Source organism: Segatella hominis (assembly GCF_004535825.1).
Lineage (GTDB): Bacteria > Bacteroidota > Bacteroidia > Bacteroidales > Bacteroidaceae > Prevotella > Prevotella hominis.
The window spans coordinates 1-13,407 of the sequence record NZ_SGVY01000010.1; the positions used below are offsets into that span (position 1 = coordinate 1).

Genomic DNA, 13,407 nt, shown 5'->3' on the forward strand with positions numbered 1-13,407 from the left:
AACCATTCCGAATAGCTATGGGACTTTGATTTGTCTTGCAATCTCATCCATGGTCATATGCCTTGTATGAAGTTTCTGTACGTTAGGTCAGATGTTTGCCGCCAGCTTCTTTCAGATTCCACCTCGCAGTGGACACCCTTGCTATTGGCTATACGATTCCCGCTATTAGGGCTCGTTAGGGACTTGCACCCATTAGAATAAGCTCATGCCGAGCATACAAGTAAAAATCGTCCGCAAACTGCGGACGATTTCAAAGACCGATATAGACAATCCTACCATTGGCTTGCTTATCTGTAAGGACAAAGACAACGTAGTGGCTAAATATGCCTTGGAGTCATACAAGGAACCAATGGGTATATCGGAATATCAGCTCTCCAAACTCTTCCCGAAAGACTTCAAATCATCTATGCCGACTATCGAGGAATTGGAAAAGGGGTTGAAAGATAACCAAAAGTAGCGGAACTGTTTTTGCATGAACAAAGAAGAAATAAAACAAGAACCTAATGATGGACTGATAGCTCGCATATTAGGAGGATGCTTCAACTGCTTGGATTGCCATAGACTAAAATATCGCCTTTTGGTTGGAAACTTTTTATAGTATAAGTCATTATGCAGAGATACTGCGACACGTTGTCGCAGTAATTGAGCACGCACGGACGGAGATAGCCCAACATGTCAATGGCTATGTCTCTACTGCCTATTGGGAGATTGGTCAAATGCTTCATGAACGCAAGATTGAAAGTGGGTATGGTGATAGTGTAGTAAAAAGACTGTCTGCAGACCTGAAAGAACGCTATCCAAAGATGAGCGTTTCGTCACGTCAACTTTGGAACATGAAGAAATTTTATGAGCGTTACGCTGGGCATGATGAGAAAGTGCTACGGAGCGTAGCACTTTTGCCGTGGTCGCATAATCTGCTGCTGTTGAGCAAGGGACAGAATGATGAAGCTACGCTCTATTATGCGCAGGAAACCGTAACCAAAGGTTGGAATCGCGACTTGTTGCTCAATGCCATTAAACTCAAAATGTATGAGACACAGGCATTGGCACGAGTAGACAACAATTTGCCCTGCAACAAGAGTGCTTGTCATCATGCAAGTGGCTGACTCCAAGACCGCTCTGAAACAGATTTCCAGCCATGGAGACACGTTCCGTATCGGTAACTGGATCATCGAAGCCCAAATGGCTTCCTTTGGTAAAGCTTATCTGAAAGTAACAAACACGACTTTAGAAAATGTAAGTTTTGAATATTCGGAATTGAGAAATTCCACATTAAATGATACCGTCAATGGGACGGTTCATAAACAAACACAAACTGATCACGTCAATATAAAGACCAGGACCATCAGATAAAGTTAGTAATAACTAAGGCTCACCCAATAAAAACGGGATGGTTTGATTGGAACCATCCCGTTTTTATTGTTTATATGAATGCTTCAACTCCAATACCAAAAAGTAACAGCCAAATAGCTTTATCATTTAGAATTACTTACTTTGTGCTCCATATTGGTCTAATCAACATTCCATAATGTGCCAAATAATAAACACTCCAAACAGTTTTTACCTCAGTAGCTATAGGCATGAACAAACTGTAAGGTTTATCCTCCTCTTTCGCATAAAGCAAATCTTGCGTACCCGTCCAATAGCAGCAACCACCCATCCCATAAGATCTATCGCTTGCAACCAAATCAGAATAAGGCAAAAATATACTATTACCATTTGGAGCAATAATCAAAGTTCCTTTAACACCATGCCATGTTTTGTCCACCCAAGAACAATTCTTCGTTAGCCATTCCATGTCTTCCTTTGTTGGTATTTGCCAATTATCACCCCACTTCTTTGTTGCTACATCAAATTGGGTACCACTAATATTTTCTACATACTTACTCGTATAGGTATCTAAAGTATAAGTACTTTTAGTTTCTACATCCCCCCAAGCATAATAGCCACCATATTCTTCTGGAGCATCAGCGTCAACATTACAACAAGCCCATTTTTTACCACTTGGCATACCCAAATCTATCGCATGAGGATGATTAGAATCTGGGCATAAAAAGGAAAAAGTAGCTTTCGGACTCGCAAGGATGGCAATATTAAACAATTTCACCTTTGGGTAAATTGAATATTTCTTATTCAAATCTATATCATAAAAAGTATGTTTTAGCCCGTATCTTCCGTTTTTAAACTTATCCTCTACAACTATATCAGAAATCTCATTCAGCTCCTCATCATAAAGTTTATACCCAATGGTTACTGGAGACAAACAATTACCTGAAACTTCTGAATTTGCAGACAACGTAGCAAGAGAGCCATCGGTATGGCTTAGGGTTGTTTTAGAGAAAGTCGGTACTATATCCCATTTTTTCATCAATTCAGCAGATAACAACGTGGTGTTTTCTGTCCAAACACCTCCTAAAGCTGATGTCTCTAGAGAAACAGATGCAAAAGGACCTGTCTCTACACTTGATGACTTTAAACGATTATAAAGCTTTGTGTCTTTCTCTGCTATATCAACGTCTGAATTACGAAGCACAAAATTGCCTTTGACCTTCCAACCAAGTTTTCCACGTGCACAGGCTTTGAAAAAGTCTCTACTCACAAGTTTAAAACCTGTTTCTATGAAACCGCCAACAGCTAGAGAACCATCTATACACCCCGTTACATCAATAGAAGATGATACTAAACGAGGAGTTGCAATAAAAGATTTCATTATATTCTCTCCTCTATTACTATAATCAAAGGCCATACCAAATGTATAGTTATGTACATCTTTCGCCGTCTCTGCTATTGTTGCATCTGCCTGAACAAACATACCTGGCACAACATAGAAATTAACAAGTTTAGCCGTGAATGGTACGGAGAAACTTACCTCATCACTTTTTTTCTCGAAATCATGCGAATAGTTAATGCTACCATAAGCCGAGAATTCTGAGGCAATCTCAACATTACCAGTAATAGAACCATTAAAATAGACACCATGTTCCTTACCCACTAGTAAAAATGTATGGATACGAAATGTTGGTGAAATTGATACAGAAACCCCTGTAGCTCCACTAACAGCGAGATCACTATTGGGTAGTATGCTTGAGCTAAACTCCGTAGAACAATCTACAGTTAATGTACCTATACTAAGCGTCGCATCCTTAGAGGTAGAGACTGAACGTTGATTTGTGCCATTTTTTAAAGCATACATTCTTTTTGCCCCATTATCTCCAACTACCCCATATACAGTTGTTACACTACAAAAAGAGTCAAACAAATCTTCCAGACATGTCTGTTCACAATATACATTTATTTCCTTATCAACTGCTTGAACACTTGAAACCACTCCAGAAAAGCCATAAGGAAGAGCCTCGCACCCTTCAATCATCACAAGTTTATCACCTATAGACGGAATAAGCTCTGTCGGCACATTTGCCTTCAACTTCAAGGTAAGGTCATCTGCACCTATTACATAATCCGACAACTGTTCCTTCAGATTCACAACTCCTTCCTTGTAAATTGTAGGGGGTGTTACAAAACTGACACTATCTATCACTTCCAAAGGAATACGATATACAGAATCTACAGTCCAAACTTCTTGTACGACATAATCTTTATATTCTACACTATCTAAACCAATATGCGAACAACGCATACTATCTACATCCGCATTAAGAAAAGCGTTTATGGCACCATCATTTCGATATACAAACATAGCATCATTTTGTGCCATTACTCCCGATAAGTTTACGAGTAAAGACAAACAAAGAAATATGATTTTTCTCATGGCTTACCAATTTTAAAAGTTAGAGATAATGTTTTAACCAAAAATACAGAATTCGTTTTTGCCGGAATTTTCATGCGGACTTTACCATGAGAATCTACCTTTGAAGAAGCAAGCAACTTGCCATCAACAGAATAAATCATCACTTTATCTTGCAAAGGAAGATTGTAAATACTGATAAAGTTATCATCCAAAGCTATCCGAACATTTTCTTTCTCCAACGCTATAATGTTGGTGGAGTTTGCATCTACATAAGTAAACTTCAAAACCTCTGAAGCTGGGTATCTAACAACATTCATGTGAGTTTTCACAACAAGCTCATTAGCGCCAAACGTAATTACTGGTTGTTCATCCAACATAATCGTGATATTTCCAAATTTACTATGCAAAAGCAAAGCATCCACACTTTTTCTTGAAGCATGCGCATAAAGTGCCACAAACATCAAAATTAGACTTAGTACTATCTGTTTCATACGTAAAGTATTGTTGCCCAACATTTCTGTAGGACATATTTTTGACTATATATATTTATGTGAGTATTATCGTACAGGTAAAAAATCTATCACTCTATCCATACTCAAACTATCTGTTTCCTTTAGCCCGATTATGAGTCTTGCAGAGCATCTGGCAATTACTTTCGTCTGTGGCTCCGCCTTTGCTCCATGCTTGTACATGATCGGCATCCATCTCTTTTAATGCCCAGATTTTATCTTTATTGGCATCGTGACCAATAGCACAAAGGGGACAATTGCTTTCATGCTTCTCCTTGGCATCTGCCGTCTGACGATTATAAACCCTACGTTTGGTATTGTCATCGAAGACACGGACATTCAGAAGTTTTGTATCCTTACAACCGCCAAGCACATATTCAAATACGTTCTTTTTATCTTGAACGCATGGATCGTTGTAGAGTTCTTTCACTTTTTGTGAAACCTTGATATGATCGTATGGAGTAATGTGGTACTTTTCGTAGAGTTCTCCCCAATTCAATCCTTTCATTTTAGGATAGACATCATCAAAGGTCTGCTCTATCCATGAAATGACATCGTTGAAATATAGTTTGAGTTCATTGATATCGGTATCACGACGATGCTCCTGCATATAATCCTTGATATTGCCATGACTAACCCATCTCAAGGCTTCTTGCAGAATTTCTTGTCTGTTTGCGGAACCAGAGATATACCATCCCCATTTCTGTAAACGAGTATCTTCCTTATTACTGAATTCCTTTCGGGCTGCAGAAACGAAAGGTCCTGAATAAATCGCATTCAGTTTCTCTTGGTCATTGAGCTTGATACCGCCAATATTAATGATTTCAAACCACTCCTTGATTTCAGCCTCCGTACCTTCGCAAATGTAGGCAAGCAACGGAGTGTTCTCGATACGTTTTTTTTCCTCTTCATTCAAGGATTTGAATTTATAAGGGTCGCCATCTTTCATATAAGAAAATTTACCAATAAGATATCTTCCAAGGCTTGTAATACGTTGTTGTCCATCAAGAACCTCTAAACGTCCATCAGGGAGTTTGTTGAAATAGAGTAAGCCTAAAGGATATTTCTTCAAGACAGAATCAATGACAGCAGCTTCTTTTTGGCTATTGTTTTCACTATAGAGATAGTTGCGCTGATACTCAGGTTGTATGGTTAGTTTACCAGCTAAACCATACAACCCCTTTCCGTCAACATTACTATATGTAAAACCTTCACATAACTCCTTTACAGTATATATTTTCAATTTCTTTTCCATATTATGATTGTTTTCTACGGATTAATATTCGTGGATATGTATTACGAAGCACGCCTTTATCATCCTTTAGAGTTGGTGTAGCGTTCAAATCGCTATAGTTAGGGTAATCATTCTTTGTATATACCCTTGACTTCAAACCAGGATCTCCTGCTCCACGTTTTGCCATACCAACAATATCAAATTGCTCAGGGCAGTACTTATCCAAAAAGGATATTGGTACACCCATTAAATTTTCGTAATCGCAAGGAATGGCATCCGTATATGGAATTTCAATGGCATCATAATTGTCATAATGTTGATACTTTTTTCCTTGAATCTCCTTATGCTTACTATATTTAATGTTATCAGCCATAGACATCAAAGACAATGGGGCGTGACGGCTTCCATGATCAATATTGGTGTACCATCTTACCCCTTTTACACGAATGTACTTCTTTCCGTTTTCATCAATTCTGCATCCTGATGCTTCTAATGGATATTCGTCAGGAACCCCAAATTCACGGTCTCCGCTATGGATAGTGCATCCCATCCAGACCTTATTATCTTGAAGCAATGGAAATACTTCTTTATAGGTAACGCAATTTATATTTCCTATAATGATAAACTGTTTATCTGCCTCAACAATCCACGCAAGAAACTCTCTAAAAAGTGAGAAAGGTGGATTCGTTACGATAATATCCGCTTCGTCTCTTAGCTTCCGAACCTCTTCACTTCTAAAATCACCATCACCTTCAAGATAGTCCCACTCCAAGTCATCAAGATTGATTTTACCATCACCTGTATTGTCTTTTTCTAAAACAAAAATTTTACCATGGGTGTTAGTCTTAGACTTGTCAAACTTTGGAGAAGTTGTTTCTAAAAAGGAAGTTTGAATTCCTGCTTTGATAACCTTGCTATTGATAGCATAGCTCGTTGAGATGAGTTTCTTCAAACCCAGTTCTTCAAAATTTTGTGCAAAATACTTGGTGAAGTTACTCCATTCCGGGTCATCACAAGGCAGAAGAACCGTCTTGCCACAAAATACGTCAGGATTGTAATCAAGATAGGCTTCCATTTCGGTTTCTATATCATAAAACATGGTATAGAACTCGTCTTTCTTGGCCGCACGAGCATTGTTTAATGTACTATTTGCCATATATATTGATAGTTGTTACGCACCCAACTATCAATCGCTAAAACACAAAAAGGGCGTGATGCCTCTTATCGCGTTTAGCACGGGGCGGCGTAGGAATGGAGCCCCAGTCAATCCATAAGAATGCATCACGCCTATAGCGTGTTTGCATTGCTTAATCGGATTGACTGGAGGCTACATATATATACGAACCACCTATCACATATTATTTCCGTGCTTGTTATTCCAAATTGAGTTTCCTACGCTCTTGGCTAAACGCGAAATAATAGCGAATGCTTTTGTTTTTACCCACAATGTCTTGGGAATCATCTTAATATCTTAAAATGATACCCGATGCAAAGGTACAATAAAAAAATGAAAAAACAGAGAGAAGTATCATAATATCTTTGCTTAGTTTCGAAAAAATGCATTAAGAACTGATAATAATCCCATCCCCAGGCAATAAATAGGCTATCTTTGCGTTTAATAAAACAAAAAAGTTTTATTCTTAATACTTAAAGAAACATGGATGAAAAGGAACTGTTGAAACAAGCTTTTGAGTATGGAAACGTACCTAGTATCATTACCTATTGCTTCACCGAACCATGTCCGATGAAAAACAAATGCATACACTATCTATCTGCACTCTACGATAAAGACAAGAAGGATAGAGGAGAAGCCATTTTCCCAAATGCTCTGAAAGACGGAAAATGCAAGTACTTCGCACCACTGCGTGTCGTGAAAATGGCATGGGGATTCGATAAACTCTTTGCCGAAATAAAAGTGAAAGACGCGCCTGCCCTGCGAGCCAAAATGAGAGAATATCTCGGAAGCAAAGGACAATACTACCGATACAAATTGGGAAAACTCAAACTCCTGCCAGAACAACAGGAATACATCAAACAACTATTCGATAGTTACGGATATCATGATGTTGAATTCGAACACTTCTCTGATGAAATTGACTTCACCAAAAGCTAATGTAGTCAACTAAATATAGGAAACTACATCATTATTCTCTACCCCTCCAGAAGTTCCTGCTATGCTCTCCAAGCGGTCCCTCGGGGACCACGTGATGGGGAACCGGTGAACATGAGACGAGCAACCGGTGCTCACGAGGCGGGCAACAAGTGCCCAAACTAAGGACCACAATTTGGGCAATATTCTGTTATGTCAATTAGTCTGTTCTATGGCTTTTCCGTATATTTACCGAATATTGGCAAACATAGGATATATATAGCAAAGAATATCAAGATTATTTCACAACAACCTATAACTTAAACCATGCAACCAGTGGTAAATGGTCACTATACCCTCCTAAATACCTGGGACCCAGAAAGGAACGAAATGGCTTCTTGCCACCATATTTATCGTCTTCCTGCAAAAGGAAAGGCAAATCTCCCACCTCACAAGCGATTTTCTGCCCTACCAAAGACTGACTACACAACATCTGATCAAGACTGCGCCATTCTCCATGGTAACGATAAGTACCCTTGGCTCCATTCCGTCCATGCGCATCCTGACTGATGTTCACCAACTGATGATGCTCCAGGAACAGCAATGCTGGAGAATCAGAATAATCATTGAAATCACCCGTCACAATAATCTTAGCATCACTATTAAAAGAATAGATAGAATCTACAGCCTGCGATAACTGACTGGCTACCTGCAGACGATAAGGACGGGAAGCAGCCTCGCCTCCCCTGCGACTTGGGGCATGAACTACAAAAACATGAAGCGTATCTTTCCCCATCAAAATTCCCTTGGCATAAAGAATATCACGGGTAGGACGAGTTTTAGACAAACGCTTGATACGTATAGCATGATGGTGCAGCAGCCGGAATGAAAAAGGCTGATACATCAACGCTACATCTATGCCACGCTCATCAGGAGAAGAGGTCATCACATATTCATAACCAGCCTTGCGCAACAGAGAACGCTTGGTCAAAGCAATCATGGCAGAATCATTTTCTACTTCACAGAGAGCCACCAAATCCGGCAAATGCCATTGATTTTGGCGTCCCTTACCTTGCAACTGATTTTTCTTGCTCTGGTTTAGACTGCCATTATATATATAATAAGGTGTAGCCAACTCTCCTAAAGCAATAATTTCCTGGGAAAGATGATTGATTTTCTTCCAATATCGGGTTCTTGTCCAGTGATAATCACTCTCTGGCAGAAATTCCGTATCATTCTTCAGAGAATCATGTACGGTATCGAAAAGATTTTCACAATTCAACTCTACAAACGTGAAAAAAGAAGATAAAAGAAGAGATAAAAACATAATTATGAGATTTTAAAGTCGTATCCACACATGAAAATTACAAATTTTAGAAGGTTTCTCAACAAAATAGCATTGATTTTCTGCCTATTCTCTTTGTCAAGTCAGATTTTTACATTATCTTTGCAGACGGATTGCTGTTCATGCCATCTTACAAGCAATCCAAACTATCCACAAAGGGTTCCATAGTTTAATGGATAGAACGGAGGTTTCCTAAAGATAGGATCTCTGTTTCTCCCTTTGTGATATAACGGATTCAATCTGGAAATATTGCCAGGGCGATCATATATTTATAAGTCTCTATAGTTCAACGGATAGAACAGCGGTTTCCTAAACCGTAGATCTGGGTTCGATTCCCAGTAGAGATACTTAAATCATCATAAATGATTCAGTGTTTTGCTGCACTTCCAGCAAAAAATGATTATTTTTGCGGTGAAAAGTTCTACAAATATTCCACAAAAGCAAAAATAATGGTTACATTCAAAGCAGAAGTGTACGCTCACCAACGCAAGAAGGATGGAACGTACAATATTAAAATCAGAGTAACGCATCACCAGAAGAAGCGTTATCTTTCCACATCCTGGTTCGTAACGAAGGAGGATCTTACCAGATCAATGAAGATCAAGAACCAGAAATACATAGATCTTACCAGCGATCTCATTAAGGTGTATCGCTCCAGGTGCGAGATTTCGAGTGAGAGGCTTGATGAAATGGATATAGACCAGGTAGTGGATCTTATCCAGAGTAAGAAACAGGAAGCCTGGGATCTGGATATTATCCAGTTTGCCGATCAGTTTATCAATGAGCTTAGAAATACTGGGCATGAAGGCAATGCCAGAAGTTACGAGATAGCTCTCGCATCTTTGAAGAATTTCGTGGATCGTGATTCCCTATCGGTTAAGGAGATCACTGTGGGGTTCCTTAGAGACTGGATCGCCTGGATCAAGAAAGGCAAGAATATCACTACAGGTTTCGCTCCACATAACTATGTATCAAGACTGAGAGCCATCTTCAACCAGGCAAAGAAGATCTACAACGATGAAGATGCTGGCATCATCCGCATCCCTAACAGCCCTTTCCAGCACATAGACTTTCCTAAACAGCCAGTTCCAGAGAAAAGAGCAATCACGCTGGAACAACTGCAGAAGATCGCTTCTCTCCAGGACCGGAGCCAGTACCAGGTAGGAACCAACAGGTTTAATTTCTCCAGAGATCTCTTTCTTCTCTCCTTCTCTCTGATCGGCATGAATGCCGCTGATCTGTATGAGGTGGAAGCTGGAAGCCTGGTCGATGGAAGGATCACATACAACAGACGCAAGACAAGGAACAGAAGGGCAGATCAAGCTGAGATCTCAGTGAAGGTAGAGCCAGAGGCTGCTGAGCTGATTCAGAGATACAGAGATCCGTCTGGTGTGAAGCTATTTGATTTCTATCATAGATATGGAACCGTAGGATCATTCGAGGCGAACCTTAACAAGGGCTTGAAGAAGGTCGGAACTGCAATAGGTGTTGAAGGGCTGGAGTTCTATGCTGCCAGGCATACCTGGGCAACGCTGGCAGTGAACCAGGCTGGAGTTGATAAGTACACGGTTCACCAGGCTCTGAACCATGTGGATGATTCTATGCGTAACACGGATATGTACATCAAGAAGTCCTATGACGGCAACGATCTCGCTAACAGAAAGGTTCTGGATCTTTCTGGTATCGGTGTTTTGCTTAAGCAAAAGCCAGATGTATCTGGGAAACAATAAGTTACAAGCCTTATTTTGCTTAAGCAAAAATATTCCAGAGAATTTTGCTCAAGCAATTTGCTTAAGCAAAAATGTAAAACGCTGATTATTAAATACTTATGATTTTTTGCTTAAGCAAATAGATTTTTCACGATTTATTTTGCTTAAGCAAAAGTTATAATCTGCTGAAATACAAGTATTTGCAAGGCTTATATAAAAGTGTATCATCTTTTTATTTTGCTTAAGCAAAAAATATAAAGTGTTTGTTATCAGATGATTACAGAGCATATTTTGCTTAAGCAAAAGTTAGATAGGTAATATACTATATATATCATAGTATATATAAATAATATAGATAGTATGTATAGTGTATATTCTTTGCTTCTTTCTTACGCAAAAATAGGATGCCAGAGATACCAGCATCCTATGATCTCTATGTGTACATTTCTCCTGTGCCAGTAAGCAGCCAGGTAGCCGAAATGTTATATACGCTCACCAAGGGAACCAGCCAGCTCACATCAAAGATGCTTCTGGAAAGATCCTCTCTCTGTTTTGTGAGGTTACGTCTGTCTATTCCATACAGCCTACAGTACGTGTTTACACCTCGGATGATCTTCTTAGCTATGAGATCATCCAGAGCCTGGTAGAACCTGGAAAGAATGTTCCTATGAGCAAGATCCTTATCCATACACGTGATATTTAAGATGATCAACGTGTTTTTTCAGCTCCAGAAGCTGAGAAACACGATCACTGGAGCTACTTATTACCTTCTCAGATGTAATAGCAACAGAAAGAGTTTTTTCTGCCTCAAACAGCTCTTTATCACTAACACCTACTTGATCCACAGACTTTCTGTAGAGATCAAGAACCATACTTACCATTTTATCCATACCTATTCCTCATTAAATGTTTCCGTATTCAATTTTACGCAACGATGATCATCATCAAACTCCAGGGCTATGTGAAAGCCAGGTACGATCCACTGGCAAATCTCACCAGCATCCAGAGGTGATCGGCTTGAACACTCTCCCACTACCTTTGCTATCTCCTGGTATTTCATACCTTTCATATTTCCCAGGCTTGCAAACTTATTCTTAAGATCAGAGCCAGGTTTCTTCTGGCTATTCGCTACCAACATGATCAATGTTACCAAAGATCCTAATAATATGATCCACCACATATATAACTCCTTTCTTATTTTACGCTCATACAGAGCATTACACGATATATTCCATACACATCCTTAAGGCACACATCAAAAGGTGCATATTTAGGATCCTCATTAAGAGATATACACTTAACAAAGCCTTCTCCTTGATCCGATGGGGTAAGGATCTTAATCACCTTACCATTACAGGTATCAAGCACGTATGCTTTTCCCCAGTCGATGAAAGCCCTTTCATTTATCTTCTTCACGAATACATGAGATCCGTTAGGGTACTCTGGAGCCATGCTGTCACCAGATACGGTGATGGCAAAATCGGCTCCAGTGATAGGAGATACTATCATTTCACATTCTGTCTTGCGCACAGAAGCGTCAAAGTCATTAAGAGTGCCACCTTGCGCAGATATAGGAACCAGAGGCAGATAGGTGATGGTTGGCTTATCGCCTCTCTTTGCAGCCTTCTGGCTTGATGGCTGGCTCTTAACTTCCTGTGTTGATACACCAGGATCTTCCTTTTCTCCTTTCCACATAGAACCTTGACCGAAGCGCAACCAGTCCAGGTTAAGCTCTGGATAAGCCTTGCTGATCCTTCTCAGTACATCTTCACGGATATTGAAGCCTACTTTATTACACCAGCCGTTAGCCAGACCAACGGCATCCTCAAACGCTTTCTGAGTGATTTGCAGTTCCTCTAACAGAACCTTCACTCGATCTTTTGTTGTTTCCTGTTTCATACCGCTTTAGAGTTTAAATCTATCCAAAAACCTAATCAAATGTTAAAAAACACCCTATATACTGAATTTATTTCTATTTTTCCTTGTCTGTTAGGAATTAAATCTGTATATTTGCACCGTCATTATTAGAATAACGACACAAAGATAATAATATATTCTGAAATTAAGGCAAAAAATTATGGAAAATCAGAAAAAAAATCAATTTAGGCAGATTTATGATGCCTTACCGCCAAGAGCTGTAGCGGCTCCAAAGGCAAGATGGGTGGAAAGAATGGCTGAGGTTGCAATGGTATCCACCAAGACAGTACGGTGCTGGCTTGCTGGTGTACAGAAGCCAGACGCAATAAAAACAAAGGCACTCTCAGATGAACTGGGAATACCAGCAGATCAATTATTCGTTTAACCAAATGCAAGTCCGATTATGATCAAGATCAATTTTAAAAAAGTATTCGCAAAGTCCCTTATCGTGCTGGGTATCATAGGATCAACACCTGTATTTATTGGTGCATGGTGGTGTCTTATGATGGGTATTATGCTGGCATGGCTGGGTAAAGTTTTTCTGGAGGAATGCTAATATGGCTATAACACTGGAACTATATGAGCTTAAGAATATCTGTAAGGATATGGCAGAGCTGGGAGCCGCTAACTTCTATAAGAAGATGGCTCCAGGTAAGGATCTGATCTCTCAGAGAGAGGCATACAGTGAGTATGGTGAAGCACGTGTTAAGGGATGGGTAAAAATGGAACTCGTTTCTAAACAGAGGATCGGATCAGCACGAAACTCGAAGCTACTATACTCCAGGGCTGAATTAATTTCAGCCGAAAAAACAGATAAGTTGAATTATTACATAAACAAATAGATTTATTTTCAATT

Annotated in this window: 17 protein-coding genes and 1 tRNA gene; 10 read left to right on the plus strand and 8 right to left on the minus strand. The window is 39.5% G+C overall.

Features of this window, described 5'->3' with window-relative positions:
- Positions 1 to 205 precede the first annotated feature (205 nt).
- The 3 genes from EXN75_RS05230 to EXN75_RS05240 all read left to right on the plus strand — a co-directional run bounded on the left by EXN75_RS05230 (position 206) and on the right by EXN75_RS05240 (position 1,353).
- Positions 206 to 457: a PDDEXK nuclease domain-containing protein gene (locus EXN75_RS05230; protein WP_134843021.1), complete on the plus strand. Its 252-nt coding sequence runs from the start codon at positions 206 to 208 to the stop codon at positions 455 to 457.
- Between the two features lie 124 nt (positions 458 to 581).
- Positions 582 to 1,106 carry a DUF1016 N-terminal domain-containing protein gene (locus tag EXN75_RS05235; RefSeq protein ID WP_246031296.1) on the plus strand — a complete coding sequence of 175 codons (525 nt, stop codon included), beginning with the start codon at positions 582 to 584 and terminating at the stop codon, positions 1,104 to 1,106.
- Positions 1,081 to 1,353, plus strand: a complete 273-nt coding sequence (locus EXN75_RS05240; protein WP_134843023.1) for a hypothetical protein — start codon at positions 1,081 to 1,083, stop codon at positions 1,351 to 1,353. The genes EXN75_RS05235 and EXN75_RS05240 overlap by 26 nt, the downstream gene beginning before the upstream one ends.
- Positions 1,354 to 1,489: 136 nt before the next feature.
- On the opposite strand, the gene EXN75_RS05245 is transcribed toward EXN75_RS05240, so the two are convergent.
- The 4 genes from EXN75_RS05245 to EXN75_RS05260 all read right to left on the minus strand — a co-directional run bounded on the left by EXN75_RS05245 (position 1,490) and on the right by EXN75_RS05260 (position 6,647).
- Positions 1,490 to 3,769: a hypothetical protein gene (locus tag EXN75_RS05245; protein ID WP_134843024.1), complete on the minus strand. Its 2,280-nt coding sequence runs from the start codon at positions 3,767 to 3,769 to the stop codon at positions 1,490 to 1,492.
- Positions 3,766 to 4,239: a hypothetical protein gene (locus EXN75_RS05250; RefSeq protein WP_134843025.1), complete on the minus strand. Its 474-nt coding sequence runs from the start codon at positions 4,237 to 4,239 to the stop codon at positions 3,766 to 3,768. The genes EXN75_RS05245 and EXN75_RS05250 overlap by 4 nt, the downstream gene beginning before the upstream one ends.
- Before the next feature lie 109 nt (positions 4,240 to 4,348).
- Positions 4,349 to 5,512: an HNH endonuclease family protein gene (locus EXN75_RS05255; RefSeq protein WP_134843026.1), complete on the minus strand. Its 1,164-nt coding sequence runs from the start codon at positions 5,510 to 5,512 to the stop codon at positions 4,349 to 4,351.
- A 1-nt stretch (position 5,513) separates the two neighbouring features.
- Positions 5,514 to 6,647, minus strand: a complete 1,134-nt coding sequence (locus EXN75_RS05260) for an adenine-specific methyltransferase EcoRI family protein (protein ID WP_134843027.1) — start codon at positions 6,645 to 6,647, stop codon at positions 5,514 to 5,516.
- A 501-nt stretch (positions 6,648 to 7,148) separates the two neighbouring features.
- Here EXN75_RS05260 and EXN75_RS05265 point away from each other — a divergent pair.
- A complete protein-coding gene (locus EXN75_RS05265) occupies positions 7,149 to 7,604 on the plus strand; it encodes a DUF6078 family protein (protein WP_134843028.1) in 456 nt (151 codons plus the stop codon).
- Positions 7,605 to 7,893: 289 nt separating this feature from the next.
- On the opposite strand, the gene EXN75_RS05270 is transcribed toward EXN75_RS05265, so the two are convergent.
- Positions 7,894 to 8,907: an endonuclease/exonuclease/phosphatase family protein gene (locus EXN75_RS05270; RefSeq protein ID WP_134843029.1), complete on the minus strand. Its 1,014-nt coding sequence runs from the start codon at positions 8,905 to 8,907 to the stop codon at positions 7,894 to 7,896.
- Positions 8,908 to 9,200: 293 nt separating this feature from the next.
- Here EXN75_RS05270 and EXN75_RS05275 point away from each other — a divergent pair.
- From EXN75_RS05275 to EXN75_RS17600, 3 genes are all read left to right on the plus strand, one after another.
- Positions 9,201 to 9,272, plus strand: a tRNA-Arg gene (locus tag EXN75_RS05275).
- Between the two features lie 102 nt (positions 9,273 to 9,374).
- Positions 9,375 to 10,655 (plus strand): tyrosine-type recombinase/integrase, encoded by a 1,281-nt coding sequence (locus EXN75_RS05280; protein ID WP_246031297.1) that lies wholly within the window; start codon positions 9,375 to 9,377, stop codon positions 10,653 to 10,655.
- A gap of 383 nt (positions 10,656 to 11,038) precedes the next feature.
- Positions 11,039 to 11,281 carry a hypothetical protein gene (locus EXN75_RS17600; protein WP_167639456.1) on the plus strand — a complete coding sequence of 81 codons (243 nt, stop codon included), beginning with the start codon at positions 11,039 to 11,041 and terminating at the stop codon, positions 11,279 to 11,281.
- Positions 11,282 to 11,314: 33 nt separating this feature from the next.
- On the opposite strand, the gene EXN75_RS05290 is transcribed toward EXN75_RS17600, so the two are convergent.
- The 3 genes from EXN75_RS05290 to EXN75_RS05300 are packed head-to-tail and all read right to left on the minus strand — an operon-like array spanning position 11,315 to position 12,533.
- Positions 11,315 to 11,524 (minus strand): hypothetical protein, encoded by a 210-nt coding sequence (locus EXN75_RS05290; protein ID WP_134843031.1) that lies wholly within the window; start codon positions 11,522 to 11,524, stop codon positions 11,315 to 11,317.
- A 2-nt stretch (positions 11,525 to 11,526) separates the two neighbouring features.
- Positions 11,527 to 11,814 carry a hypothetical protein gene (locus tag EXN75_RS05295; RefSeq protein ID WP_134843032.1) on the minus strand — a complete coding sequence of 96 codons (288 nt, stop codon included), beginning with the start codon at positions 11,812 to 11,814 and terminating at the stop codon, positions 11,527 to 11,529.
- A gap of 14 nt (positions 11,815 to 11,828) precedes the next feature.
- Positions 11,829 to 12,533, minus strand: a complete 705-nt coding sequence (locus tag EXN75_RS05300; protein ID WP_134843033.1) for a S24 family peptidase — start codon at positions 12,531 to 12,533, stop codon at positions 11,829 to 11,831.
- 178 nt (positions 12,534 to 12,711) lie between these two features.
- Here EXN75_RS05300 and EXN75_RS05305 point away from each other — a divergent pair, with 178 nt between their 5' ends.
- The 3 genes from EXN75_RS05305 to EXN75_RS05310 are packed head-to-tail and all read left to right on the plus strand — an operon-like array spanning position 12,712 to position 13,393.
- Positions 12,712 to 12,936 (plus strand): XRE family transcriptional regulator, encoded by a 225-nt coding sequence (locus tag EXN75_RS05305; RefSeq protein WP_134843034.1) that lies wholly within the window; start codon positions 12,712 to 12,714, stop codon positions 12,934 to 12,936.
- Positions 12,937 to 12,954: 18 nt separating this feature from the next.
- Positions 12,955 to 13,107: a hypothetical protein gene (locus tag EXN75_RS17995; protein ID WP_223176147.1), complete on the plus strand. Its 153-nt coding sequence runs from the start codon at positions 12,955 to 12,957 to the stop codon at positions 13,105 to 13,107.
- A 1-nt stretch (position 13,108) separates the two neighbouring features.
- Positions 13,109 to 13,393 carry a hypothetical protein gene (locus EXN75_RS05310; protein ID WP_134843035.1) on the plus strand — a complete coding sequence of 95 codons (285 nt, stop codon included), beginning with the start codon at positions 13,109 to 13,111 and terminating at the stop codon, positions 13,391 to 13,393.
- Positions 13,394 to 13,407: the final 14 nt, after the last annotated feature.